24 protein-coding genes are annotated in these 24,805 nt (G+C 69.8%); 9 read left to right on the forward strand and 15 right to left on the reverse strand.

Annotated elements, in window-relative coordinates:
• On the reverse strand, window positions 1-788 hold a 788-nt coding region (locus tag M1M07_RS16220; protein ID WP_248674876.1), incomplete at its 3' end, for a serine hydrolase.
• A gap of 266 nt (window positions 789-1,054) precedes the next feature.
• On the opposite strand from M1M07_RS16220, the gene M1M07_RS16225 reads away from it, so the two are divergent.
• The gene (locus M1M07_RS16225; protein ID WP_248674877.1) at window positions 1,055-2,008 is read left to right on the forward strand and encodes an alpha/beta fold hydrolase; all 954 of its coding nucleotides are present in this window, start codon (window positions 1,055-1,057) and stop codon (window positions 2,006-2,008) included.
• Window positions 2,009-2,020: 12 nt separating this feature from the next.
• Here M1M07_RS16225 and M1M07_RS16230 read toward each other — a convergent pair whose 3' ends face one another.
• Genes M1M07_RS16230 through M1M07_RS16240 form a run of 3 tightly spaced genes read right to left on the reverse strand, consistent with a single transcriptional unit; the run spans window position 2,021 to window position 3,890 of the window.
• Window positions 2,021-2,509, reverse strand: a complete 489-nt coding sequence (locus M1M07_RS16230; RefSeq protein ID WP_248674878.1) for an SRPBCC family protein — start codon at window positions 2,507-2,509, stop codon at window positions 2,021-2,023.
• Entirely contained in the window at window positions 2,509-3,219 is a 711-nt protein-coding gene (locus M1M07_RS16235) for a hemerythrin domain-containing protein (protein ID WP_197256731.1), read from the reverse strand. Before M1M07_RS16235 ends, M1M07_RS16230 begins: the two co-directional genes overlap by 1 nt.
• Before the next feature lie 14 nt (window positions 3,220-3,233).
• Window positions 3,234-3,890, reverse strand: coding sequence for a TetR family transcriptional regulator (locus M1M07_RS16240; RefSeq protein WP_248674879.1), 657 nt, complete (start codon window positions 3,888-3,890; stop codon window positions 3,234-3,236).
• Between the two features lie 158 nt (window positions 3,891-4,048).
• Between M1M07_RS16240 and M1M07_RS16245 the strand changes: the two genes are divergently transcribed.
• Together M1M07_RS16245 and M1M07_RS16250 are read left to right on the forward strand one after the other, a co-directional pair.
• On the forward strand, window positions 4,049-5,182 hold the full coding sequence (locus M1M07_RS16245; protein ID WP_197256727.1) for a serine/threonine-protein kinase: 1,134 nt from the start codon (window positions 4,049-4,051) through the stop codon (window positions 5,180-5,182).
• On the forward strand, window positions 5,179-5,697 hold the full coding sequence (locus tag M1M07_RS16250; protein WP_197256725.1) for a hypothetical protein: 519 nt from the start codon (window positions 5,179-5,181) through the stop codon (window positions 5,695-5,697). Before M1M07_RS16245 ends, M1M07_RS16250 begins: the two co-directional genes overlap by 4 nt.
• Before the next feature lie 1,266 nt (window positions 5,698-6,963).
• Here the strand turns inward: M1M07_RS16250 and M1M07_RS16255 are convergent.
• The 9 genes from M1M07_RS16255 to M1M07_RS16295 all read right to left on the reverse strand — a co-directional run bounded on the left by M1M07_RS16255 (window position 6,964) and on the right by M1M07_RS16295 (window position 16,203).
• A complete protein-coding gene (locus M1M07_RS16255; protein ID WP_231611584.1) occupies window positions 6,964-7,116 on the reverse strand; it encodes a hypothetical protein in 153 nt (50 codons plus the stop codon).
• On the reverse strand, window positions 7,113-7,847 hold the full coding sequence (locus M1M07_RS16260; protein ID WP_197256723.1) for a YncE family protein: 735 nt from the start codon (window positions 7,845-7,847) through the stop codon (window positions 7,113-7,115). Before M1M07_RS16260 ends, M1M07_RS16255 begins: the two co-directional genes overlap by 4 nt.
• 288 nt (window positions 7,848-8,135) lie before the next feature.
• Window positions 8,136-8,270, reverse strand: coding sequence for a DUF4352 domain-containing protein (locus tag M1M07_RS16265; protein ID WP_231611582.1), 135 nt, complete (start codon window positions 8,268-8,270; stop codon window positions 8,136-8,138).
• 35 nt (window positions 8,271-8,305) lie between these two features.
• Window positions 8,306-9,463, reverse strand: coding sequence for a VWA domain-containing protein (locus tag M1M07_RS16270; protein ID WP_197256721.1), 1,158 nt, complete (start codon window positions 9,461-9,463; stop codon window positions 8,306-8,308).
• Window positions 9,460-11,670, reverse strand: coding sequence for a DUF5682 family protein (locus M1M07_RS16275; RefSeq protein WP_248674915.1), 2,211 nt, complete (start codon window positions 11,668-11,670; stop codon window positions 9,460-9,462). Before M1M07_RS16275 ends, M1M07_RS16270 begins: the two co-directional genes overlap by 4 nt.
• Window positions 11,671-11,672: 2 nt before the next feature.
• Window positions 11,673-12,776, reverse strand: a complete 1,104-nt coding sequence (locus tag M1M07_RS16280; protein WP_197256717.1) for an AAA family ATPase — start codon at window positions 12,774-12,776, stop codon at window positions 11,673-11,675.
• Complete coding sequence (locus M1M07_RS16285) at window positions 12,773-14,242, reverse strand: DUF5691 domain-containing protein (protein WP_248674880.1); 1,470 nt, start codon at window positions 14,240-14,242, stop codon at window positions 12,773-12,775. The genes M1M07_RS16280 and M1M07_RS16285 overlap by 4 nt, the downstream gene beginning before the upstream one ends.
• Window positions 14,239-15,534: an SWIM zinc finger family protein gene (locus M1M07_RS16290; protein WP_248674881.1), complete on the reverse strand. Its 1,296-nt coding sequence runs from the start codon at window positions 15,532-15,534 to the stop codon at window positions 14,239-14,241. Before M1M07_RS16290 ends, M1M07_RS16285 begins: the two co-directional genes overlap by 4 nt.
• A gap of 42 nt (window positions 15,535-15,576) precedes the next feature.
• Window positions 15,577-16,203, reverse strand: coding sequence for a TetR/AcrR family transcriptional regulator C-terminal domain-containing protein (locus M1M07_RS16295; RefSeq protein WP_248674882.1), 627 nt, complete (start codon window positions 16,201-16,203; stop codon window positions 15,577-15,579).
• 120 nt (window positions 16,204-16,323) lie between these two features.
• On the opposite strand from M1M07_RS16295, the gene bioB reads away from it, so the two are divergent.
• A complete protein-coding gene (bioB, locus tag M1M07_RS16300; protein WP_197256709.1) occupies window positions 16,324-17,337 on the forward strand; it encodes a biotin synthase BioB in 1,014 nt (337 codons plus the stop codon).
• Window position 17,338: 1 nt separating this feature from the next.
• Entirely contained in the window at window positions 17,339-17,536 is a 198-nt protein-coding gene (locus tag M1M07_RS16305; RefSeq protein ID WP_197256707.1) for a hypothetical protein, read from the forward strand.
• A gap of 121 nt (window positions 17,537-17,657) precedes the next feature.
• Here the strand turns inward: M1M07_RS16305 and M1M07_RS16310 are convergent, their stop codons facing one another.
• Window positions 17,658-19,406, reverse strand: coding sequence for a cutinase family protein (locus tag M1M07_RS16310; protein ID WP_248674883.1), 1,749 nt, complete (start codon window positions 19,404-19,406; stop codon window positions 17,658-17,660).
• A 364-nt stretch (window positions 19,407-19,770) separates the two neighbouring features.
• Here M1M07_RS16310 and M1M07_RS33210 point away from each other — a divergent pair, with 364 nt between their 5' ends.
• Window positions 19,771-20,349, forward strand: coding sequence for a radical SAM protein (locus M1M07_RS33210; RefSeq protein ID WP_368862565.1), 579 nt, complete (start codon window positions 19,771-19,773; stop codon window positions 20,347-20,349).
• A gap of 112 nt (window positions 20,350-20,461) precedes the next feature.
• Here the strand turns inward: M1M07_RS33210 and M1M07_RS16315 are convergent, their stop codons facing one another.
• Window positions 20,462-21,172 (reverse strand): NUDIX domain-containing protein, encoded by a 711-nt coding sequence (locus tag M1M07_RS16315; protein WP_248674884.1) that lies wholly within the window; start codon window positions 21,170-21,172, stop codon window positions 20,462-20,464.
• A gap of 80 nt (window positions 21,173-21,252) precedes the next feature.
• On the opposite strand from M1M07_RS16315, the gene nadA reads away from it, so the two are divergent.
• From nadA to nadC, 3 genes are read left to right on the forward strand one after another with little or no spacing between them, the layout of a single operon-like run.
• Window positions 21,253-22,284, forward strand: a complete 1,032-nt coding sequence (gene nadA / locus M1M07_RS16320; RefSeq protein ID WP_197255389.1) for a quinolinate synthase NadA — start codon at window positions 21,253-21,255, stop codon at window positions 22,282-22,284.
• The gene (locus M1M07_RS16325; protein WP_248674885.1) at window positions 22,281-23,852 is read left to right on the forward strand and encodes an L-aspartate oxidase; all 1,572 of its coding nucleotides are present in this window, start codon (window positions 22,281-22,283) and stop codon (window positions 23,850-23,852) included. The genes nadA and M1M07_RS16325 overlap by 4 nt, the downstream gene beginning before the upstream one ends.
• Window positions 23,853-23,855: 3 nt before the next feature.
• A complete protein-coding gene (gene nadC / locus M1M07_RS16330) occupies window positions 23,856-24,722 on the forward strand; it encodes a carboxylating nicotinate-nucleotide diphosphorylase (RefSeq protein ID WP_248674886.1) in 867 nt (288 codons plus the stop codon).
• Window positions 24,723-24,805: the final 83 nt, after the last annotated feature.

Below are 24,805 nucleotides of genomic sequence, written 5' to 3' on the forward strand. Positions count from 1 at the left end.
GGCGGGCTCGGGTCGTCCCACTCGGTGCCGTACTGATAGCCGTGGCTGAACGGGTCGGGAACGGTCGCATCCGTAGCGGCGGGGAGTGAGCAGCCGTTCATCTGCAGCGGGGTGAAGATGCGATCCTGGATCAATGTTTTCAAGGGCGCGCCACCGAAGCGCTCGGCCAGCATTCCGAGCAGCACATAGTTGGTGTTCGAGTAGTCCCAGCCCTCGCCCGGCGCGAATTCGGCGGGCGTGCCCTCGATCGTCGCGAGCAGCTCGTCCGGGGTCCACACTCGTTGTGGATCGTCGGCCAGCGCGTTCAGGAACGCGTCGGTGGTGTAGGTCGGAATCCCGGAGGTCATGTTCAGTGCCTGACGGATGGTGGCCCCGTTGGTGTCGACCTGTGGGAAGTACTGCTCGAGTGGATCGTCCAGTCCGAACTTGCCCTCCTGAGCGAGTTGCAGGGCGACCGTCGCGGTGAACGTCTTGGTGATGCTTCCGATCCGGAAGTGGTCGGTCATCTCCACCGGTTCGCCGGTGTCGATGTTCGCGACGCCGGCCGCGATCTCGTAGTCGCCCCGCTCGGGACTCCGGACGATGGCGACCAGTCCCGGAATGCCCATCTCCTCCATCTGCTCGGTGATCACCGGCCGCACCGCAGCTTCGAGATCGTCCTGCGCCGGCGGGGCTTCGGCAGTCGGGGCGGAGTTGCCGCAGCCGGTCAGCGTCGCGAACATCATCGTCCCGAGCACTGTGGCCGCCGCGGCACGATGGTTGCGCATCGAGGACGATCGAGCTCGCATCAGCGGATACCTCTGGCCCGGGCACCTGTAAGGGTGAGACGGATTGTGTTCCCGCGGAACCCTCGACCCGGGGAATGCCTCAGGTCAGGGGCGCCGTCGATGACCAGTGTCGCATGTGTCCCGCGGTTTCCATCCCGGAATCCGGACGGCATCGAACGGCCGGCCGACCGGCGGATGCGGCTTCGTGCCACGGTCCGACGGACTAGTCTCGACAAACGAACAGCCTGCTGCGGGCCGCCCCGGCAGCATCTTCGGAAGGGATTGTGATGGCTGTCTTGCGACGCGCTCTGGTCGCCGCGCTGATGGGCGGGGTGCTCGTGTGCTCGTGTGGCACGGACACGCAGGCCGAGGACGCCGTGGCGAGCGGCGACGTCGCGGGTCGGGTGGACATCGGGGACGGCCACCATTTGTATCTGGACTGTCGCGGCACCGGAAGTCCCACAGTGGTCCTGCAATCCGGGTTCGGCAACGCAGGCGACATCTGGAGCCTGAGCGAATCCGATTCTCCGGCTGTGCAACCGGCGCTCGCGACGTCGACTCGCGTGTGCTCCTACGACCGGCCCGGTTCCCTCGTCACCACGACCGTTCGCGATGGCGAAGTCGTCGACGCGGAGGAGCCGTCGCCGGGCCGCAGCGACGAGGTCCCGATGCCGCGCGATCCGGCGGAGGTGGTCGCCGAACTGCACGACCTGCTGACGGCAGCCGGTGAAACCGGGCCATATGTGCTGGTCGGGCACTCGCTGGGTGGTCCGCTGCAGGCGCTCTATGCCGCTACGTATCCCTCGGAGGTGGCCGGGATCGTCCTGGTGGACGCACCGATGCCGGAACTGCGCGACAGCGTGACCGCCGATCAATGGAACCTGATGGCCCACCCGCAGTTGACGCCGGGAAGCTATCCGGACGGATATACGGCCGAAACATATTCTCTGGACCAGCTCATGGACGAGATCGGGACTGCGCCGCCGCTACCGCCGGTGCCGATGGAGGTGCTGGTCCGCGGCGAGGACACGCCGCTTCCCGACCCGCTGCCTCCCGGCATGTCGGCCGCCGATCTCGAGGCGTTGCACGGTGCCGAGCCGCAGGCCCAGACGGACTTCGTCGCGAGCCAGCCCGATGCCGAACTCGTCGTCGTCCCCGGTACCACGCACTACATCCAGACCCAACGACCCGACGCCGTGGTCGACGCCGTGAACCGCGTCCGCGATCGCGCGGACGGATAACCTCCGCAGCACCTACGCTGCCTGGTGGAAGCGGGGGACCTCGGCGAGGCGCGCCAGCCGTTGCAGGTCGTCGGACAGCGCGTCGCGACGGTCGCGGTGTGCCTTGACGAGGAGCCAGTACACCCGGTCCAGACCGGGAGCGACGTGCACGATGTCGTAGGTCTGCACGATCCGTGTTCCGGTTCCGTTCGGTTCCAGGTCGATTCGCCACACCGTGCTGTCGACCTTGCCCCACAGGCCCACCGTCTTCCATGCCAGCGACCGTGGGGGATCGACCGTGGTGAACATGCACGAGCGGCTCCAGACGAAGATGCCGGACCGGTTCGTGCCGCGGAATCGAACGCCCGGCGCTGCACGCTGGCCGGTGCCGATCCAGTGGGCGCCCCGGCATTCGTGACTCCATTCACCGATCCGGGTCACGTCGGTGATGATGTGCCACACGGCTTCTGGCGGCGCGGCGGTGATCGCTTCGGTGCGTCCGTGTCGTGCCAGCGTGCCCATCACGAATGCTCCTCGATCGGTGCCACGCGCAGCGACGGCACGGTGGACGCAGGACCCGTGCCCCACAGCACGGCGGCCTGCCGACGGTACTTTCGGGCGAAACCGTGCAGGAGGAGGAAGCGCGGCACGGCGGGAACGACGTGCACGATCGTGTCGCGATCCTCGGGTGTCGCCCCGTCGATGATCCAGTGCGCTTCCATGCCGAGTTCGGCGAAACCCTTCGGCTCGACGAAGTACTTCTTCTCGATTGCGCGGTACTCCGCGGTGGTGATCGTGGCGGCAACGACCGGCATCATCTCGAGTTCCTCGCGCTGCAGGTGGGGGAGCAGAACGTCTTCGAGTCCGGTCACGGCGGCGAGCAACCGTGCCCGTGCGGACGGGTCGTCACCGTAGGCCCGCGCGGCGTCCTCCACGACGGCGATCGCTCCGCCGATCTGTTCGTGGTCGGACGCCATCCGATCGAGCAGCGCACCGGCCGCCGGGTCCTTCGCCCGGATCGCCGGCCACAGTCCGGCGTCCTCGCCGGCATGGTGCATGTGCAGGAATAGGCACATCCAGAGGATGTGTGCGGCAAGTGCTCTGCGGCGCGGCTCGTCGGGATACGGAGGAGCCTCCAGCACCATGCGGGCTCGTCGCAGGTCGCGACGCAGTGCACTGTGCACGATTCCCATGCTTCGTGTGTCGGCGGGCTCGATCCTGTTGGTGTTCATGGCCCGCCCTCCTTTCACTTCTCCAGGGAGAGCAATTTGACGATCGTGTCGGTGAGCCACTCTTCGTACCGAGCGGGGCTCCACCCTGCGCTGCGGATGAGAAGGTCGTAGACCTCCAACGTGATCACCGCCCAGAGGCCGTCGCCTTCGAGCGGGGTCAGTTCGCGGCCCGCGATGGCCGCTCCCGCGATGTGAACGGTCTGCCGCTGGGCCTGCCGGATCTCGTCGAGCCGGGACGCGAGTTGCGGTTCCGCGGCGGCTCCCTCGCGCAGGGCGCGTTGCAGGCCGACGGTGCGCCCGTTCACGCCGGCGACCAACTTGGCTCCCGCGGCGGCCCGTTCCAGGTGACTTCCGCGGGAAATAGCGGCGAACTCGGGCCGGTCCATCAGCGCCACCGGCTCGTCGTCGCCGACGACCGCGATATCGAGCACCTGGTTGAACAGGCGAGGCTTGGAACCGAAGTGGCTGTACACGGTCTCGAAGGAGACGCCGGCCGCGCGTGCGATCTCGCGCATCCCGACGGACCAGCCACGTTCGGTGAACAGGGCCGCGGCGGCGTCGAGGATTCGGCGTCGGCTCTCCTCGGCCTGACGGCGCCGGAGTGTCGCGTCGTACCGCCGCGCCTTCGGGGTGGTCGATGCAGTCCCGCGTGCGTCCGCGTTCGTGCTCACCACTACATTGTGTAACGCCATTATTTTCAATACAAGTACTTGTATCGAATTTGGGGGAGCGGGCGGTGGCACCGGAGCCGCTCGATGGGAAGTCGCCTGCACCGCGAACATCGCGACCGGCTGGCGCTGGGGTGGGTGCGCCCGCTAGCGTCGACATCATGCCGGCGCCCCAAGTCCTCGGTGGCCGTTACGAGCTGCGGGGTGTGCTGGGCCGCGGCGGGATGGGTGAGGTGCGCGACGGTTGGGACACCCGCCTCGACCGACCGGTGGCGATCAAGCTGCTGCTTCCCGCGCTCGCGACCCAGTCCGAGATCCGGCGGCGATTCGAGGCCGAGGCCCGGTCCGCGGCCACCCTGAGCCACCCGCACGTGATCGCCGTCCACGACAGCGGCGAGGACGGCGGGATCCCTTACATCGTGATGGAACGCCTGCCCGGACGCACTCTCGCCGACGACCTCACAGGCGGGCCCTTGCCGCGTGAACGGGTCCGTACGATTCTGACCGAGGTGCTCGAAGCTGTGGCCGCCGCCCATGACGCCGGCATCCTCCACCGCGACCTCAAACCCGGCAACATCCTGTTCACGGCCACCGGCGCCGTCAAGGTGGCCGACTTCGGGATCGCCAAGAGCCTTGGCGCCGAGCACACCCTCACCCAAACCGGCGAGCTCCTGGGCACGGTGGCCTATCTCAGCCCCGAGCGACTCGCCGGGAACCCCGCCACCGTCACCGATGACCTCTACGCGGTCGGTGTCCTGGGGTACGAGGCCCTCTGCGGGCACCGCCCCTTCGAGCGGGACAACCCGGCGGCGCTGGTCCGCGCCATCCTCGACGAGCCGCCACCGCCTCTGGCCGCCGAGCGAGGCGACGTCGACCCTGCCCTGGCGACTGCGATCGACCGGGCGCTCGCTCGCGACCCCCGGCGGCGGTACCTCGACGCCCGCGTCATGCTCGCGGCTGTGCGTTCCCGCGGCTCAGAACCGGTCACCGTTGAGGTACGGGCGCCCACGCGGGTGCTCGCCCCTCCCTCACCCGCCCTCGTGTCCGCGTCGACCCCGGTGGGCACGGACCGGGTCCCTCACCGTGGCCTGGCCCGGGTCCGCGTTACGCTCGCGCCGGTGCTCGTCGCCGTGGCCCTCGTCGCCGTGGCCCTCGTCGCCGTCACCCTCGTCGGCTCCCGGGGGCAGGACGGTACCCCACCGCCGGTAGCCGTCCCCACCCCGGCTGGCGCCGGCCCGCTCCCGGCGCCGCTCTCGAACGCTCTCGACGAGCTCGACCGGGCGGTGCAGCCGTGAACCGACCGATGCTCGGAGCTGCCGTCCTTGCCATCGTCGTCACGCTCGCCGGGTGCAGCGAGGCACCGGAGGCGAGCACCGAATCCGGCCTGACCTTCCTGCAGGCGGACACCGCGACGGTGCGCTCGGCGGTCAACGCCCGGGACGAGGCCGGAACCACCGACGCCCTGGCCCGACTCCGCGCGGATGTGCTCCGGCTCCGCGACAGTAACGCGATCACCGCCGAGAGGGCGGACCGAATCCTTGCCGCCGCCGACAACGTGGAGACCGAACTCGCCGGCCTCTTCCCCCTCGCCACCACCACCGCCGTCGAGACCACCGCCGTCGAGACCACCGCCGTCGAGGCACCCCCCGTTTCCGGCGCCCCGGGCACATTCCCGACCACCGCGGTCCCGCCGGGGCAAGGCACCGAAGTGGACAAGGACAAACCTGATAAGGACAAACCCGACAAGGATAAACCTGATAAACCCGATAAGGACAAACCCGGCAACGGCAACGGCAACGGCAACGGATGAGCGAGTTCGCGACCACCGGGACTCCCGGTAACCGCGGCCCGACGTGTGGGGGCACCGCGATCACCCCATCGCATGCCTGGCATATCCACACCCGGCGCGGATGATCCGCACAATTCTCCGATTCCGTGATGGGGCCGACGCATCCGAGGCGGCAACCCAGCTGCACGAGCGGCTGATGGATCCGACCTCGCCCGAGCCATCGTTCGCGGTCGACCATCCGCTCCCGGCGATGCCCGCCGCGATAATGCCGACGAACGGGTCCGCATCCACACCGAGTACGAGGACCGGAGCGCCGACCTCGAGCACCGGATGGCTGTCCTGGCCGGACAGGGCGAGCAGCCTCGTGACCGGGCGGCCCGGGTGCGCGCCGACGCGGAGAATGCAGCTGCGGCCGCGACTGCCACCATCGGTCGGCTCGAATCCGATCTCGCCGCTGCCCGTCCGCCGCCACGGCCGAGTTGGAACGTGCCGACGAACGACGCGCCGAACTGCCCTCTACTCCAAAGCAACTCGAAGTGTAGGCTCGATCGGTACACGCCGAGAAATCGAACGGGCACGTCGTCGGCGGGCCGGACCGCTTGTGCCGATGATCTTCGACCTACCGCTGATCCCACACCGGCGTCGCGGTAGGGGTCACCGCGGCACTGACCGGCTACCCGGGGCGGAGCCTCAAGGGACCTCCGAGAGCACTTCAGTAGGCGATGGTGCCGTCGTCCAGTCCGTGCCACGGTATGGATGGTCGGTCGCCGAGGGCCGCTCGGGCGCGATCAGTCGTGCGATGATCGCGGGGTTGGGGGAACTGGGGGCAAGGTTGTCACCGGTGTCTGTGTGACACGGTCGATCAACTCGACGATCCCGATGCGGTGATGCTCGACGTCGCCCCCTGCGGCGGCTGATCGGGTCCTCGGCGACCGGATGCCCCGGCGCGTTTGTCGCGCGCTCACCCGTTACCGGCACGGACCCGCCGCCTTCTGGGAGGACTTCACGATCGAAAGCGAGGTGCCATGGTTCACGAGGCCTCGCGCCGGGGGCGGGCACGGTCCACGTGGGCGGTGACTTCGCCGCGGTGGCCGTGGCCGAGCGTGAGGTCACACGCGGACGGATGCCGGAGCATCCTTTCGTTCTGGTGCGGCAGCAGTATCTGGCCGATCCGACACCGCGGATCAACGCACGAAACAGAGATCTGCCCTCGTTGTAACCGGGGGCAGATCTCCATCGGCTGAGCTGTGATGTCGTGGATAGAAGGTGATCACACGGGCGGGACGGTCAGAATGGGTAACGGGCGATGTCCGGACGAACGGTCACCCACTGTGTCTCGGTGAACGCTTCGATATTCGCGAGCGGGCCACCGAAACGTGAACCGGTACCTGACGCGCCCACACCTCCGAACGGTGCGTTCGTCTCGTCCGCGACGGTCATTTCGTTGATGTGGATCTTGCCGGAGTCGATCCGGTCGGACCGGCCGCATCGAGGACCTGGCCGTGCGGGCTGTCACATCCGGGGATCGGGATGCGGTCGGTTACGGTGTATCCGGCCGGATCGATCTCCGCGAGATCGCCGCGGCCCTGCACGGCCACCACCATGCGAGCGATGACCGGGTCGTAGACGACGTTGCTGACCTCGCCACCCAGGTCGACGGTCGCTCGCACGGCCCCCGAATCCGCGTCCACGACGGTCTCGGTTCCGGCGTGCTCGTTGGTCGTCCACACCGTGTTGCGGATCGGATCGTAGGCCAACCCGTCGGGATATTCGCCGGTCGGTGCGGTAAACAGGACTTCACCGGTGTCCTCGTCGAAGGCGACCAGCTGGTTGCGTCCGGTGGCGGTGGCGTACACCCGGTGCTTGTCCGGGACCGCAAGCACTCCGTGCACGTCCGGAACGTCTGTGACGGTGCGGACGACCTGGTGGCTGCGCACGTCGACTTCGACGATCTCACCGGCGCCCATGTGGGCGATGAACAACAGTCCACGCCCGCTGTCGAGGCTGGTGTAGTCGAACCGCACCGGTCCGCCGGTCAGCTCCACCTGCGCGACCTGCCGCATCGGTAGATCGCCCGTCTGTGGGGACTCGGATGGCGCGGAAGACGAGCAGCCGTTTGCCAGGACAGCTATGAGACCCAGCAGTGTCGCGAGGTTTCGCTTCGGCCGCATCTCCACCTCCTGAGCCGATGCAACCGTGGCTGCAACACAACGCGTGAGCAGGTGTATCGACAGCAGCCCGAGTGGTTACCAACCGGGGATGCAGGTGGCTGCGGCGTCGACGGGTCCGGGTCTGCGCAGCAACCGGTGACATTCCGCGCCGATGTTCGGGAACGGAATTACCCAGGTGGTGCTGAGGGGTTTATTCGTGTGGGGGCCGCGCCGGTGACGACGTGATCGGCGTGGTCGACGTGGTTCATTCTTCGCGGAACAGGCGATGTTCAAGCGAGGCTTCGATTTTCATCCGCTGTGCGCGTTCGTCGCCTTGTCGCCGATGTTCGTCACGTCGACATGTACGAACACGGACTGTCCCTGCGGAACCTTGTTGACATAGGGGGCCACGTGCGGTGAGTTCGGTGTCGCAACCTCCGTCACGCGGTATCGAGACACCTCACAGCATCGAAGCACCTCTACAACGACTGCGCCCACCGCCCGATGTCACCGCGTTCGAGCGCCAGCGCCAGCAGTTCCGGGAACCTGTCGGGTGTGCACGCGAACGCCGGGATTCCCAGCGCCCCGAGCGCCGCCGCGTTCTCCCGATCGAAGGCCGGAGCACCGTCGTCGGACAGGGCCAGCAGCACCACCACCTGCACCCCGGCGTCGCGCATCGACGCCATCCGGCTGAGCATCTCCGCGCGGATCCCGCCCTCGTACAGGTCGGAGATCAACACGAACAGCGACTCGGTGGGCCGGGTGATCAGCGACTGGCTGTATGCGATCGCACGGTTGATGTCGGTGCCGCCGCCGAGTTGCGTGCCGAACAGTACCTCCACCGGATCGGACAACTTGTCGGTCAGATCCACCACCGCGGTGTCGAACACGACCAGCGACGTGCGCAGCGCCCGCATCGACGCGAGCACCGCCCCGAACACCGACGCGTAGACCACGCTCGACGCCATCGACCCCGATTGGTCGATCGCCAGCACCACGTCGCGCTGCACGGCCTGCGAGCGCCGGCCGTATCCGATCAGCCGCTGCGGCACCACCGTGCGGTACTCCGGCAGATAGTGCGCGAGATTCGCGCGGATCGTGCGATCCCAGTCGATGTCGCGCAACTTCGGATTCGAGGTCCGCGCCGCCCGGTTCAGCGCACCGGTCACAGCGGACCGGGTGTGCTGGGCGATGCGTTCCTCGATCTCGCGCACCACCTTCTCCACGACCATCCGCGCGGTCGCGCGGGTGGTTTCCGGCATCACCTTGTTCAAGCTGAGCAATGTGCCGACGAGATGCACGTCCGGTTCGACGGCGTCGAGCAGTTCCGGTTCGAGCAGCAGCTGCGTCAGCCCCAGCCGCTCCATCGCGTCGCGCTGCATGACCTGCACCACCGAGGTGGGGAAGTAGGTGCGGATGTCGCCGAGCCAACGCGCGACCCGCGGCGCCGAACCGCCCAGACCGGCGCTGCGCCGGCCGCTCGGATCCGGATCGCTGCGATCGTAGAGAGCGGCGAGGGCACCGTCCATCGCCTCGTCGTCGCTGGAGCTCAGCCCGCCGGTGGAGTCCTCGGAGGCTTCGCCGAGCAGCAGCCGCCAGCGACGCAGCCGTTCCGTCTCGTCCGATGATGTTGTCACGCAGGAACTCCCAGGATCAGTGCGGTGGTGCGGACGGCGCGGGCCCCGCGCTCGGCATCGACGGAGGCGACGCTGCCGGGGGTCCGCTCGCCGCCACGCACCACCGCGCCGAGCGTGCGGCGCTCGGCGGGAGCGAACGAGCCGAAGGTGCGGCGCAGCACGGGCAGCACGTCCACGAAATCCTGTGCGGGAAGTGCCGAGACCCAGTCGTCGATCAACCGCAGCAGGTCGCGGTCGTGCATGAGCAGGACCGCGCCGCCGCCCACGAATCCGTCGATCCAGCGCGCCTTCGCACCCGGATCGCTGCCCACCGACAGTGCCCGCGACACCCGCAGCGCGGTTTCGTGCTCGTCGATCCGGCCGATGTCGCGCAGCAGTCGCACGGTCCGTCCGGTGAGGATGCCGTCGACGTCGTCGCGGTCCGCGATCACCCGGAGGGCGGCGAGCCACCGCCCGGTCGTGTCCGCGTCGTCGCGGACGGCGATCGCGGTGTGCACCTCGTCGACGGCCTTGCGCAGTGCGTCCGCGGCATCGGCATCCAGGCCGGTCGCCGCCGCGGGCAGGCCGGCGCAGATCCGCGCGAGCAAGGCGTCGGTGACGTGCGCGAGCGAGGACAGGTCGGTGCCCCGGACATCGCCGTACCGCAGTGTGCGGATCAGCGCCGGCAGCGCCGACATCAGGTGCAGCACGTCGTGATCGAGCGCGGCTGCGGCATCGACCGCGGACAGCACATCGGGGATCGCTGTGCGCAGGTCGGCGAGCAGCGCCTTCTCCAGCGTCTCGGTGACCGCACCGAGGGAAACGTCGGGGCGGCTTACCCGGTCGAGGACCACCGCGTGCGCCGCCGATTCGACGGTCGTTCCCCACCGTGAGGCCTCGACGACGGCGACGGACAGTTCCGGCTCCCACCGCAGCGTCCACGACTCACGGAAGGTGCCGGTGGAACGGACCGCGCTCGTCGCCGGCTTCGCCCAGTCGATGCCGAGCAGCGCGAGGCGGTGCAGCAACCGCGACCGCTGCAGGTCGTTGTCCTTGCGCAGATCCAGGTCGAGGTTCTTGTCGACCGCGGACCGCTTGAGCCGCAGCGTCTTCGACCGGGCCTGCAGGTCCGCGTCCAGAGGAACCGTCGGGGTGTCGTCGGGGATCTCGCCGAGCGCCTCGCCGACGACGAGTCGCCGCGTCACCAGGTCGAGCAGCACGTCGTCGCCGTCGCACAGCACCGACCGGGTCGCCTCGGTGACCTCGGTGAGGCCGGGCAGGGGGCGCTCGCGCAGCGCGGCGAGCGCCTCGGCCAGTCGGGTGGCCTCGATGACGTGTGCGCTCGAGACCGGCAGGTCTTCGCGGCGCAGTTCCCGCGCGACCCGAGTGAACCACCGTTCGATCGTGTGGTCGTGGTGGGTGAACAGATGGTGGTACCAGCCGGGCGAGGTGATGCCCGCGCCGTATCCGGACGCCGACGACAGCCGCGAGTGCGTCCACGGCACCCACGTGAGTGACGACTTGATCTTCGGCATGCCCTTGAGCAGTCGCGCATCGGGTGCCGCGGGCCCGAGTTTGCCGGACAGCGCCGGCGCGTGCAGCGCCCCGCACACCACCGCGATCTTCTGGGCTCCGGCCTTGACGGTCGCGCGCAGCACCTGGCGCATGTGCGCTTCGCGTCGCAGCGTGTGCTCGTCGATCTCCATCGTCTCGCGCATTGCCGCCATCGCGTCGGTGATGGCATCGAAACTGTCTGCGTGACAGTCATTTTCGATGTTCGTGTCGTCTCGATGCCGGGTACGGGATTCGACGACGGCGTCCCACCACTGCTCGAAATCGTCGTAGCCGCCGGCCGCGGCGAGCGCGTCCAGCGGATCCGGACCCTGCTCGCCGGCCGGCCGGTCCGCCGCGAGGCTCAGCGTCGCCGGCAGATCGCAGAAGCGGACGTCCGCGTCGTGCAGGATCGCCCACTGCAGTGCCTGCCACTCCGGGGAGAACGTGGCCAGCGGCCAGAACGCGGCCGTCGCCGGATTACCGCTCGCGTAGCCGAGCAGCGCGACGGGCGGGCACATCTGCTCGGACGCCGCCAGAGCTACCAGCGGATCGGCGTCGGCGGGGCCCTCGATGAGCACGGTGTCCGGTTCGAACTCGGCGAGCGCGCGCAGCAGCGCGCGCGCCGAGCCCGGCCCGTGGTGCCGGATGCCCAGCACCCGGACCTGCGCGGTCACACTCACCCGGCGACCTCGCGGCACGCACGGTAGAAGTCGGCCCACTCGGGACGGCCGCGGACGACGGCTTCGAGGTACTCGTCCCACACGACGGTGTCGGCGACCGGATCCTTGATCACGGCACCGAGGATGCCGGCGGCGACGTCGGCCGAGCGGAGCACACCGTCCCCGAAGTGGGCCGACAGGGCGAGCCCGTTGGTGACCACCGAGATGGCCTCCGCGGTGGACAGGGTGCCGGACGGCGACTTGAGCTTGGTGCGGCCGTCGCTGGTCACGCCGCGCCGCAGCTCCCGGAAAACCGTTACCACGCGCCGGATCTCGTCGGCCGCCGCCGGAACCTGCGGCAGTTCCAGTGCGGACCCGAGCTGGGCGACGCGCCGCGCGACGATCTCCACCTCGTCGTCCTCGCTGGCGGGCAGCGGCAGCACCACGGTGTTGAACCGTCGGCGCAGCGCCGACGAGAGGTCGTTGACACCGCGGTCGCGGTCGTTGGCGGTGGCGATGACGTTGAATCCCTTGGCCGCCTGCACCTCGATGCCGAGTTCGGGGACGGGCAGCGTCTTCTCGGACAGGATCGTGATGAGCGCGTCCTGCACGTCGGCGGGAATGCGCGTCAGTTCCTCGATGCGGGCGACGGCGCCGTCGCGCATCGCGGTCATCACCGGGGACGGCACCAGCGCGGCCGGGGTGGGACCCTCGGCGAGCAGCCGCGCGTAGTTCCAGCCGTAGCGGACCGCTTCCTCGGCGGTGCCGGCGGTGCCCTGCACCAGACGCGTGGAGGTTCCGGAGATCGCCGCCGCCAGATGCTCGGACACCCAGGTCTTGGCGGTGCCGGGTACACCGAGCAGCAGCAATGCGCGATCGGTGGCCAGTGTCGCGACCGCCACCTCCATGAGCCGACGCGGCCCGACGTACTTGGGGCTGACGACGGTGCCGTCGGACAGTTCCCCGCCGAGCAGGTACGTCACGACCGCCCACGGCGACAGCTGCCAGGACGGCGGCCGCGGACGATCGTCGACGCGGGCGAGCGCGGCGAGTTCGTGCGCGTACTGCTGCTCCGCGTGCGGGCGCAGCAGGTTCGGCTCGTCGATGACGGTGTCGGTCAACTCAACTCCTCGTGAAGGGTTCGGCGAAGTTTCAGGATGTCGGCGGCCGTCGCGAAGCGATTGAGCCGGACGAGGTCGTCGGTGCGGGTGGCGGCGTCGTCGAACAGGTCGACCAGTTCGAACGGGGCGCGGCGCGCGAGCAGGTCGGTCAGCGCCCGGAAGCTGTGCGAAGTCGGCGCCGCGGCGGTGTAGAGGACGGTGAGGACCTTCCGGGCGATGTCGGCGGGCCACGGTGCGGGCAGCGCGGCGATGTCGTCGACGAGCAGCAGTTGCCGGGCGGACATGCGTCGCAGGTGCTCGACGAGCACATCCCGAGGTGCGTGTTCGGCAACCCGGAGGCCGGCCCGGTCCTCGCGCGGCAGCAGCGCGGCGGCCCAGGCGCTGTCGCGCTGATGATCGACGGCGGTCTCCCGGCCGTGCCGCAGGACGTCCCGCAGGTGCTCGCTCACCTCGAGGTCCAGCACGTCGCCGATCCGCATGCCGGACGCGAGCCACGCGGACAGCGGCGCGGACGCCGCCAGCGCCCACACCCGGGCCCGGTCGCGGGCCTCCTCGACCGGGTACGCGCGGTCGGCGCGTGCCGCCTCGGCGGCACGGGGGAGCGGATCGTCGAGACCGTCGCGCATCGCTTCCGCGTCGAGCACGTCCGGGATCGTGAACTCGACGGCGCCGTCGTGCACGCGCGCCCAGGCTCGGACACGCCCGGTCATGCGGCGGCCGAACGCGGACTCGGGGAGCCGGCGCAGCAGATCGAGTGCCACGTTGCGGACCTTGCGGCTGCGGTCGTCCAGCGCGGTGTCGAGCAGGTCCTCGTCGTACGCACCCAACCCGGCCGCGAGTTCGGTGAGCAGGTTCTGGCGGTTCGCGGCCGTCTCGGTGCTCCACGACGCGGCGAGCAACTCGGTCGCCGCGGCGGGGTCCTGTGCGCGCAGGGCCCGGAACCAGCGGCGCCGGGCGGCCGCGGCACCGTGCTGCCACACGGACGGATCGTCGGTGTCGGGCGCGACCAGATCGGACCAGCGCGGATTCTGCTGCGCCAGCCATCGGCCGCGCGGCCCGAGCAGGACGAGCAGCTTGTCCCGCAGCTCCTCGTCGAGCGCCGAGGCGCGCCCGAGCAGGTCCACGACGATGCCGTGCGGGGCGCGGAAACCCTGTGCGGCATCGAGCCATTCGCCGATCAGGTCGGATCGCACGGTGAGCAGTGCACGGAGTCGTTCGCCTGCTGCCGGGGGCAGCAGCGGCCGGTCGTCGTCGGCGGCGGGCTCGGGCAGCGGGCGCGTCACGGGAACGGATCCGGCGGCGACGAACGCGCGTTCCAGTGCCGCGGCACCGAGCAGGCGGTGCTCGGGCGGGGCCACGATGGCGGCTGCCGCGTCCTGGGTGTGCAGCGCGGCGAAATCGGGTTCGGTACGGGCGGTGCCCAGCAACGCCGCCGAGGTCAGGGTCTCGAGTCCGTGCGTGCTCACAGGGCGACCGCCTCCTGGCCCGGCTCGAACACCGAGGCCGGTATCACGGCGTGCCCGTCCCACTCGCCGCACACCGTCACCGGGTGGCCGCCGGACACCGCGAGCAGACGCCAGCGGCTGTCGAGATCACCGGCCAGTGGAAGGGCACGTTCGGCCCGGTCGACGAGCCACCACCGGTCGTCGATGCGGGTGGGTGTCACGGCGGTGAGCAGCGCCGGCCACGAGCGGATCCACGGATCGGCACCGAGCGCGCCGGCGTAGTCGCTCAGCGCGGTGTCGAAATCCGTCGCCCGCAGGGTCGTGAACGGTTCCGGTGCCGCGTGCCGGGTGCCGATCAGCGCGCGCAACGGTGCGGCCCCGGGATAGAAGTGCAGGTCGGCGTCGACGAGGGTGTCGGGCACCGGCGCCTCGGCGTCGAATCGTGTTGTGCCGTGCGAGAAATCGAGCACCACCGCCCATCGTCCGGTGTCCCGTCCGCGCAGCCACAGCTTGCGGGTGTAGATGCGGTTGTCCTCGGTCGTGCGGCTCGCGACCGCCTGCCAGCGGTCGCGGACCGCGGGTTCACGGCGCACCTCGTCCGTTCTGGTGGGGAATCCGAGGTGCGTGCAGACCGATCGGACCAGCGGTTCGGGCAGTTCCGCGAGGCTCCGGAAGGCCCGGATCAGCAGGTGCAGGCGCGCGTATTCAGCGAGCACCCGTGCGGGCCAGTCCTCGTGGGTCGCGACGACGGACGGCAGCGCCCGCAGCGCCCCGGCGACGCCGGGCACCTGCGCGTCGACCATGCGTCCGGCGATCTCGTCGTAGGTGGCGTAGCCGTGGTCGACGGACCCGAGTCCGTTGCGGATGCGGTCGGTGAGCCAGCGATCGAGATCCTCGAGTCCCGCGGCGGCCCGTTCGAGGCGGCGCTGCAGCGCGGCCGGGTCGGTTTCCTTCGGAGCAGTGTCCTCGGAAGTCGTTGCCTTTTCGGCTTTTTCGGCCCTGCTCTTCAGCCAGGCGGTGACGGCGTCGGGTGCGGTCCCTTCGGGGACGGACCCCGCGGACCACTGCATGAGCAGGCTCAGGGCGTGCTTGCAGGGAAACTTCCGGCTCGGGCACGAACACCGGTAGGCGGGCCCGGTCAGGTCCACCGAAGCCAGGTAGTTGCTCGCGCCGCTGCCGCGGCACACACCCCACAGGGCGCGGTCGCTGCGTCCGGTCTCCGTCCATTTCGACGCCAGCCCGCGCGCCGCCGTCTCCGACGAACGGTCGGGGGCGGCCGCGGCGATCTGAGCGGGGGACCAGGGTGTCGTCACGTCGGAGCAACGTACGGGAGGGGTCCGACAGGACGCCAACCGTCAGTGCGTGACGTGTTCGTCGAGCCGGCGCCGGATGCCGTCGACGAGCAGATCCAGACCGAAGTCGAACCGGACCGCCGGATCGCCGTCGAGCAGGTCGTCGTCGGAGGTAGCGGGGGTTTCGGTGGTCACGTCGGGGGAGACCGGGGACCGCGTGAGCGCGCCGAATTCCGCGAGTTGGAGGCGCGACTGCTCGTCGACGGTGTGGCCGAGTACATAGTGCAGCAGCGCGTAGCCGGCGAGTTCGGCGTGCGCGCGGGACAGCCCCGCGCGCTGGGCGACGGCGACGAAACTGTCGCGGGCGCGGGAGGTGGTCAACCGGGACGCGTAGCTGGAGGCGACGAGTTCGGCGCCGTCGCGGTGCGCGAGCAGTGCGGCGCGGAATCGGTGGGCGAGTTCGGCGAGGGCCTCGTCCCACGATTCGGTGCTCGGCGGGGCGTCCACGCCCTCGAGGATGCGGTCGGCCATCGCGCCGAGCAGTGTCTGCTTGTTGGGGAAATGCCAGTACAGGGCGCCCGGCTGCACGCCGAGCGATCCGGCGAGCTTGCGCATCGTCAGGTCGCCGAGACCGTATTCGTCGAGGATCGCCATGGCGCCGTCGAGAACGTCGCCGCGTCGCAACTGCACCTGTTCGCTCCCTCTGTTTCGTGCTTGTCCCCTTTGACAGTAGTCGACCACCGCCCTAACCTGAACGCTGTTCAAGTGAACGGTGTTCAAGTTTGTTCCCGATACTCCAGGAGATCCGCCGTGACCAAGGCACTCGCCCCCACCGACATCCTCGCGGTGGCCCGCGAACAGGTGCTCGACCGCGGTGACGGTCTGCGCCGCGACCAGATCCTCGAAGTGCTGCAGCTGCCCGACGAGAGGCTCGAGGACCTGCTCACCCTCGCGCACGACGTGCGCATGAAGTGGTGCGGACCCGAGGTCGAGGTCGAGGGCATCATCAGCCTCAAGACCGGCGGCTGCCCCGAGGACTGCCACTTCTGTTCGCAGTCGGGTCTGTTCGCCTCCCCGGTGCGCTCCGCGTGGCTCGACATCCCGAGCCTCGTCGAGGCCGCGAAGCAGACCGCCAAGACCGGAGCCACCGAGTTCTGCATCGTCGCCGCGGTCCGTGGCCCGGACGCCCGGCTGATGGCGCAGGTCGCCGCCGGTGTCGAGGCCATCCGCAACGAGGTCGACATCCAGGTCGCGTGCTCGCTGGGCATGCTCACCCAGGAGCAGGTCGACCAGCTCGCCGCGATGGGTGTGCACCGCTACAACCACAACCTCGAGACCTCCAGCTCGTACTTTCCGAACGTCGTCACCACCCACACCTGGGAGGAACGGTGGGAGACGCTGCGCATGGTCCGCGAAGCGGGTATGGAGGTGTGCTGCGGCGGCATCCTCGGGATGGGGGAGACGCTCGAGCAGCGCGCCGAGTTCGCCGCCGAACTCGCCGAACTCGGCCCGGACGAGGTGCCGCTGAACTTCCTCAATCCGCGCCCCGGCACGCCCTTCGGCGACCTGGACGTGTTGCCCGCGGCCGACGCCCTGCGCGCGGTCGCCGCGTTCCGGCTCGCGCTGCCCCGCACCATCCTGCGGTTCGCCGGCGGACGGGAGATCACCCTCGGCGACCTGGGTGCCAAGCAGGGCATCCTCGGCGGCATCAACGCCGTCATCGTCGGCAACTACCTCACCACGCTGGGACGCCCCGCCGAATCCGATCTGGATCTGCTAGGCGAGCTGAAGATGCCGATCAAGGCCCTGAGCGAAAGCTTCTGACATGTTCGATCCGTTCACGGGCGCCGAGCTCGACGGCGCCGAGCCGGTCCGGCCGCGTGCCGCGCAACTCGGCCTCGAACCGCCGCGCTTCTGCGCACAGTGCGGCCGCCGGATGATCGTCCAGATCACCCCGGACGGATGGTGGGCGCGGTGCTCCCGCCACGGCACGATCGATTCGGCCCAGGACGAGCAGCGCTGAGCGTGCGACTGCGCTGAACATGCGACTGCGCTGAACATGCGACTGCGCTGAACATGCGACGAGGCCCGGAGGAAAAACCCTCCGGGCCTCGTCGTCGTTCGGTGCGGCGCTGCCGTTCCGCTCAGCGCTGCTGCGGCGGAACCGGGGTCGTCGTGGTGGGAGCGACGGTCGTGGTGCGGGTCGTCGTCGACGTGGCCGGTGCGGTCTCCGTCGTCTCGGTCGTGGTGGTTCCGGACGTGGTGGTCTCGGTCGTGGTGGTCCCGGTCGTGGCGGTTTCGGTCACCGTCTCCGGGGTCGCGGTCGGGGTGGCTGCCGCCGGATCGGTGGCGGCCGGTGCCACAGCGGTGTCGGCGACCGGCGCCGGGGCGGCATCCGACGTTCCCGTGGTGGTGGTTCCCGAGGTGGACGGGGTGGTGCCTCCCGGGGTGGTGCCGGGCTCGGTGGTCACCGCGTCGGTGCCCGGGGTTGTCGTGGTGCTCGTCGTGGTCTCGGAGGTGGTCTCCGCGGTCACCGCGAGCGCGTCCGCGGAGGCGCTCTTCGCGGTGGACTTGGGCAGTTCACCCTTGTCGGCCTGTTCGGCCAGGTGGGTGAGCCACTGGGCGGCGTATTCGGCCGAGGTCAGCGGCTTGCCGTTCGCCGCGTCCGCGTCGCGCCAGTAGTCGAAGTGGTGTCCGCTGACCTCGCCGAGGGTCTGCTGGTAGGGATCGCTCAGCGCGACCGGGATGGTGTTCGCGTTGTCCGCGATGAAGCCGATGATCTCGTTGCGCACCTTCGTGGGCAGATACACCAGGTTCTCCGCCGCGCTGAGCTGGAGCTCCGTGTCGGCGGCGACGTCCGTCGGCTGGGTCGGCGTGTAGCTGGGATCGGACACCTTGATCAGCACGTCGAGGAAGGTCTCGTCGGACTGCATCCAGTTGCCCTGCGCCTGGATGTCGGCGAACGCGAGCATCGCGACGCGGCCGATCGTGACCGCCAGGTCCTGGCCGGTCGCCAGGGTGAGGCCTTCGTCCTGCATCCGGTCGATGTTGAGCTGCCGGCCGACGTTCGAGGCGAGCTGGAGCAGCGCGATGTTCTCCGGGGCGTCGCACGTGAAGTCGCCCTCGGAGCAGAACGAGGCGATCCTGCCGTCCAGCGCGCCGAAGCCGCCGCTGGTGTCCGTCGCGATGCCGCTGCCGTCGGCGCTCGTGTTCCCGGACTGGTAGGGGCGGTTGTATCCGTCGGGATTGCGGAACGGATCCTGCGCGCCGGGGAACGGACCCTCGCCCGCGGTGCGGCCCGCGTCGGCGAGGATGACGACACCGACCACGTAGTTCGGGTCGACGATGTCGTACGAGCCGTCCTCGTTCGGTTTCTGGTTGCCGATCTCCATCGCGGCGCGGCGGGCCACGTCGGCGCCCTCGCTGTATCCGACGATCGCGAACTGCGTGTTCGGGCACTCGGCGCGGATCGCCTTCATCACGGTCTGGGCGTTGTCGACGCCCGTCTCGACCGCGTCCTCGTAGGTCGCCATGTGCGCTGGATATTCGACGTAGAACGCGGCGTAGTCCTTGCCGGCGTCGCGCGGGGCGTTGACCACCGGGTCGACCCAGGGGCTGTTGTAGTCCCCGGACATCGCGGCGGGCAGCGTCGTGCCGTCGGGCGTGGTGAGCATGGCGTGCTGACCGGTGCGCGGGGTGTCGGTCCGGCCGCCGATGGCGATGCTCACCATGTCGTGGCATTCGTTGGTCATCGCGACCAGAGCGGTGTCCGTTCTGACCGGCGTGTCGGTCCCCGTCACGGCGACCGCCACCAGCGCCGCCACTCCCAACACTGCCGGAGCCGCCAGGCCCGCTGCGATCCGCCGTCGGTGCGACGCCGTCTGCTCTGCCATATCCGTCCAATCCGGTTGTGGTCACCCATCGACCACCCCGCAATGGGGTGCCCCCGCGTCACAGGGCATGTCGGCTGCCCCGGCGACGGCGTTACATTTCCGCGGTCCGCGTCGCCGATCTGTGTCCGGTGCCAGGTGGTACCGGCTGCGGGCGAATGAGCGAAAACGCAGCGGCCCTGTGGCTTCGACTCGTAGGATGTCGGACGCGCCCAATGTTCCCTGAGGGCTACGCGGTGTGGCCTGATGGTTGCCGCGGGCTCTGCATCTCGATTTTGTCGTGGCACTGACCGTTGCATGTCGAATACTGCACGGGAGGAACGAATCCGTGGCCGATGACGACAACCCGACCCGAGCGCCCTTCTCCGTGCCGCCGAAAGTCTCTGGGCCGGCTGGTTTTGCTGGGAGAGCCCGGACGGCTCCGGACTGTGAGATCTGGTTCACCATCGGGCAGGCGTGGCCGCGGATCCCGGCCGAGGCGTATGCACTCGGCCGCCGGAAAATTCAGTTCATCGGAGGGGAGCCGCAGCTCAATCCGGCATTCGGCCGACTGCTGCGCCGGAGTATCGACGTCGGATTCGATTTCGTCGAGGTGTTCACCAACCTCACGCGGCTCGACGAGGCGACCCTCGAATTCTCCGCAGCCAACGGAATCCATTTCGCCACCTCGGTCTACTCGGGCGATCCCGCGGTCCACGACACCGTCACACAGGTTCGGGGGAGTCATCGGCGCACGACCGGAAACCTGCGCCGGCTGATCGAACGGAAGGTGCCGACCCGTGCGGCGGTACTGGCGATCGACAATGACACCGCGGGGTTCCGAGGATCGAAGCCGAAGTCTGTTTCCCGGCACGCTGCCCCCGGTCGTGCAACCCGGACCTGGGCTGTCCGTGCGAGCCGCTGTTGTGCACACAGTCGTGTGATCCCGAGGGGCCGGAGGAAGTGACCGAGTGAAACGGACTCGTATCGCGGCGATTTCGGATGTGATGATCACCGGGGTCGGTGCGCGGTCTCGAATCATCCACTGCACCCGGATGTTCGATCAGGCGCGATCCATCTCAGCCGGGCGGACGCAGGGCGGCGAATTCGTCGGTGACGCGCAGGCGTGAGTCGGTGAACCGGTAGAGGGCGGCGGGGCGGCCCCCGGTGCGTCCGGGCGGGGCTGTCGTACCGGTTGCGGTCAGCACGTTGCGGCGCTTGAGAACTCGCTGCAGGTTCGTCGTATCGACCTGGTAACCCAGTGCAGCGCAATAGATGTCGCGCAGTTCCGACATGGCGAACTCCGCGGGGGCCAGCCCGAATGCGATGTTCGTGTAGGACAGCTTCGCGGCCAGGCGGGCACGGGCGTTGTCGACCATCACGCCGTGGTCGAAGGACGTCTCCGGCAGGTGCGCCACGGGGTGCCAGGCGGTGTCGTCGGGCAACTGCGGATCCGACGTGCTCGGTATCAGGCCGAGATAGGTGGACGCGATGGTACGGGGGCCGGGGATGCGGTGGGGGGCGGAGAACACCGACAACTGTTCGAGATGGGAGACCTCGCGCACATCCACCTTCTCGGCGAGCTGGCGGCGCGCAGAGGCGGTGAGGTCCTCGTCGTCGCGCAGCTGCCCACCGGGCAGCGACCAGGTCCCGGCCTCCGGATCCAGGGCCCGCTGCCAGAGCAGAACCGCCAGTTCCGGCCCGGTTGCGGGGTTCTCGGGGGTGGCCGGAAAGTGGCGAACCTGGAACACCACGATGAGCACTTCGTGATGAGTGTTACTATGTGGCATGTTTTCGATCCTAAGTCGAAAACCCCCGAATACGGAAATCCGGGCGCAGCCCGCCCCGGATTGCACGAAGGAGCCAGTCCATGACCACGATCGAGTGGGCGGGAGCCGCCGCAATCGTCGACGGCCCCGGTGGCTACGCCGGCATCGACGCGACGCCGGAGTGGGCCGAGGAGGTCCGTCGGCTGGCCCGCGAGCGCAACGCGACGCTGCTGGCGCACAACTACCAGCTGCCTGCCATCCAGGACATCGCAGATCACGTCGGTGACTCCCTCGCGCTCTCGCGCATCGCTGCCGAGGCGGAGGAGGACACCATCGTCTTCTGTGGCGTGCACTTCATGGCCGAGACCGCGAAGATCCTCAGCCCGAACAAGACAGTGCTGATCCCGGACGAGCGCGCCGGCTGCTCGCTCGCGGACTCGATCACCGCAGATCAGCTGCGCGAATGGAAAGCCGAGTACCCGGACGCCGTCGTCGTCTCGTACGTCAACACCACCGCCGAGGTCAAGGGCCTGACCGACATCTGCTGCACGTCCTCGAACGCGGTCGACGTCGTCGCCTCCATCGACCCCGACCGTGAGGTGCTGTTCCTGCCCGACCAGTTCCTCGGTGCCCACGTCAAGCGCGTCACCGGCCGCGAGAACATGCACATCTGGGCCGGCGAATGCCACGTCCACGCCGGCATCAACGGCGAGGAACTGGCCGCCCAGGCCAAGTCGCACCCGGACGCGGACCTGTTCGTCCACCCCGAATGCGGCTGCGCCACCTCCGCCCTCTACCTGGCCGGGGAAGGCTTCGTGCCTGACGACAAGGTCAAGATCCTCTCGACCGGCGGCATGATCGACGCCGCGCGCGCGACCGGCGCCAAGCAGGTCCTCGTCGCCACCGAGGTCGGCATGCTCCACCAGCTCCGCAAGGCCGCACCGGGCATCGACTTCCAGGCGGTCAACGACCGCGCCTCCTGCCCGTACATGAAGATGATCACCCCCGCCTCCCTGCTGCGTTGCCTGCGCGAGGGCAAGGACGAGGTGCACGTGGACCCGGCCGTCGCCGAGCGTGCCCGCCTGTCCGTGCAGCGGATGATCGCCATCGGCAATCCCGGCGGCGGCGAGTGACGACGCCTACGGGGGTCGGCGTGGGCTGGGAGGCCCGCGCCGACCTGGTGGTCGTGGGCGGCGGGGTTGCGGGACTGACCGCGGCCCGCGCGGCCGCGCGGCGCGGCCTGACCGTGCTCACCCTCAGCAAGGGCGGCCCCACCGACACCTCCACCCAGTACGCGCAGGGCGGCATCGCCGTGGTCGCCCCGACCGGCGACAGCGTCGACTCGCACGTCGCCGACACCCTCGCCGCCGGTGGTGGCCTGTGTGACGAGGACGCGGTCCGTTCCATCGTCAGCGCCGGCCCGCACGCCGTCGCCGCGCTCACCGATCTCGGTGCCGTCTTCGACCGCGGCCGCGACGGGGACGTCGCCCGCACCCGCGAGGGCGGGCACTCGACCCGGCGCATCATCCACGCCGGCGGCGACGCCACCGGCATGGAGGTGCAGCGCGCGCTCAACGCCGCGAGCCTGCCCGTGTTGTTCGGGGCTGCGGCCGCCCGGATCCTCACCGATGCGCGCGGCGTCACCGGAGTCCTCGTCCTCGACGAGCGCGGCCTCGGCGTCGTGCACACCCCCGCCGTGCTGCTCGCCACCGGTGGGCTGGGCCAGCTGTATGCGTGCAGCACCAATCCGGCCGGTGCCACCGCCGACGGCATCGCACTGGCGCTGCACGCCGGTGCCGCGGTCGCGGACGTCGAATTCGTGCAGTTCCACCCGACCGTGCTGTACGCGCGGGGCGGCGAGGGCCGGCGCCCGCTCATCAGCGAGGCGGTCCGCGGCGAGGGCGCACGCCTCGTCGATTCCCACGGGGCCTCGATCACCGCGGGGGTGCACCCGCTGGGTGATCTCGCACCCCGCGACGTGGTCTCCCGTGCCATCGCCGAGCGGCTCGCCGTGCTGGGGGAGGAGCACGTGTTCCTCGACGCGCGGCACCTCGACGGTTTCGCCGAACGGTTCCCCACGATCACCGCCTCGTGCCTGGCCGTCGGTCTCGACCCGGCCGACGACCTGATCCCGGTCGCCCCGGCCGCGCACTACTCGTGCGGCGGCGTCGTCACCGACGTGCACGGCCGCACCGCGGTGCCCGGCCTGTACGCCGCCGGGGAGGTCGCCCGCACCGGCCTGCACGGTGCGAACCGGCTGGCCTCGAACAGCCTCCTCGAAGGACTCGTGCTCGGCGAACGCGCCGGGCACGCCGCCGCCGAGGAACGCGCCGGCCTGCGCGTGGAAGCGACCGACGCGGCGCTGCCGGCCCGCCGGCGTGCCGACCGCGCGACCCTGCAGGCCCTGATGACGCGCCACGCCCCGGTCGTCCGCGACGACGCCGGACTCGCCGCGGCCCAGGCCGGTCTCCTGGACGCCGGGCACAGCCTGTGCACCGACACCACCGCGCTCGAGGACGCGGCGCTGACCGTCACCGCGGACGCACTGCTCGTCGCGGCCCGCGCCCGCACCGAGAGCCGCGGTTGCCACACCCGCAGCGACTGCCCCGACACCGATCCGGCACAGGCGCGCAGCCTCGAAATCCGCCTGGTCGACGGCGATGTCGACCTGACCGTCCCCACCCTGACAGGAGTGCGTTAGACAATGGCCACCGAGCTGCCCGAAGGCCTCGACCGCGACGAGATCCTCACCCTGATCCGCGTCGCGCTCGACGAGGACCTGCGTTACGGCGCCGACGTCACGTCCGAAGCGACGGTGCCGGCGGACGCGGTCGCGACCGCGGCGGTGGTGCCGCGCTCACCGGGCACGATCGCCGGTGTCGACGCGGGTCTGATGGTCCTCGACGAGGTGATCGGCGACGGCAACTACCAGGTGCTCGACCGGGTCCAGGACGGGCATCGGGTGCAGGCCGGTGAGCCGGTGCTCATCGTCGAGGCGCCGACGCGGGGCCTGCTCACCGCCGAGCGCACCATGCTGAACCTGATGTGCCACATGTCCGGCATCGCCACCGCGACCGCGCACTGGGTGGACGCGGTCGCCGGGACCGAGGCGAAGATCCGCGACAGCCGCAAGACGCTGCCCGGACTGCGCGCCCTGCAGAAGTACTCGGTGCGTGTCGGCGGCGGCGTCAACCACCGCATGGGTCTCGGCGACGAGGCCCTCATCAAGGACAACCACGTCGCCGCTGCCGGCTCGGTGGTCGCGGCGCTGCGCGCGGTGCGTGCGCACGCCCCGGGCATCCCGTGCGAGGTCGAGGTCGACAGCCTCGAACAGTTCGACGAGGTGCTCGCCGAGAAGGCCGAGCTGATCCTGCTCGACAACTTCCCGGTGTGGCAGACGCAGATCGCGGTGCAGCGCCGCAACACCCACGCGCCGCAGACCCGGCTCGAATCGTCCGGTGGGCTGACCCTCGAGGTCGCCGCGGACTACGCGCGTACCGGCGTCGACTACCTCGCGGTCGGGGCGCTCACGCACTCGGTGACGGTGCTCGATCTCGGCCTGGACATGTAACACCGGTTCGGGCGTCGATCCGGCGCGAATCTTCCTCCGCGCCAGGCGAAGTGAGCGGAGTCGACCGCGGTGACGAGAGCTCG

Source organism: Rhodococcus sp. HM1 (assembly GCF_023218075.1).
GTDB lineage: Bacteria > Actinomycetota > Actinomycetes > Mycobacteriales > Mycobacteriaceae > Rhodococcus.

Bases quoted from the DNA above. Each gene is read 5' to 3' on its own strand.
- M1M07_RS16225 (WP_248674877.1), top strand. From the start codon at position 1,055: ATGGCTGTCTTGCGACGCGCTCTGGTCGCCGCGCTGATGGGCGGGGTG.
- M1M07_RS16230 (WP_248674878.1), bottom strand. From the start codon at position 2,509: ATGGGCACGCTGGCACGACACGGACGCACCGAAGCGATCACCGCCGCG.
- M1M07_RS16235 (WP_197256731.1), bottom strand. From the start codon at position 3,219: ATGAACACCAACAGGATCGAGCCCGCCGACACACGAAGCATGGGAATC.
- M1M07_RS16245 (WP_197256727.1), top strand. From the start codon at position 4,049: ATGCCGGCGCCCCAAGTCCTCGGTGGCCGTTACGAGCTGCGGGGTGTG.
- M1M07_RS16255 (WP_231611584.1), bottom strand. From the start codon at position 7,116: ATGACCGTCGCGGACGAGACGAACGCACCGTTCGGAGGTGTGGGCGCG.
- M1M07_RS16260 (WP_197256723.1), bottom strand. From the start codon at position 7,847: ATGCGGCCGAAGCGAAACCTCGCGACACTGCTGGGTCTCATAGCTGTC.
- M1M07_RS16305 (WP_197256707.1), top strand. From the start codon at position 17,339: ATGTTCGATCCGTTCACGGGCGCCGAGCTCGACGGCGCCGAGCCGGTC.
- M1M07_RS16310 (WP_248674883.1), bottom strand. From the start codon at position 19,406: ATGGCAGAGCAGACGGCGTCGCACCGACGGCGGATCGCAGCGGGCCTG.
- M1M07_RS16315 (WP_248674884.1), bottom strand. From the start codon at position 21,172: ATGCCACATAGTAACACTCATCACGAAGTGCTCATCGTGGTGTTCCAG.
- nadA (WP_197255389.1), top strand. From the start codon at position 21,253: ATGACCACGATCGAGTGGGCGGGAGCCGCCGCAATCGTCGACGGCCCC.
- nadC (WP_248674886.1), top strand. From the start codon at position 23,856: ATGGCCACCGAGCTGCCCGAAGGCCTCGACCGCGACGAGATCCTCACC.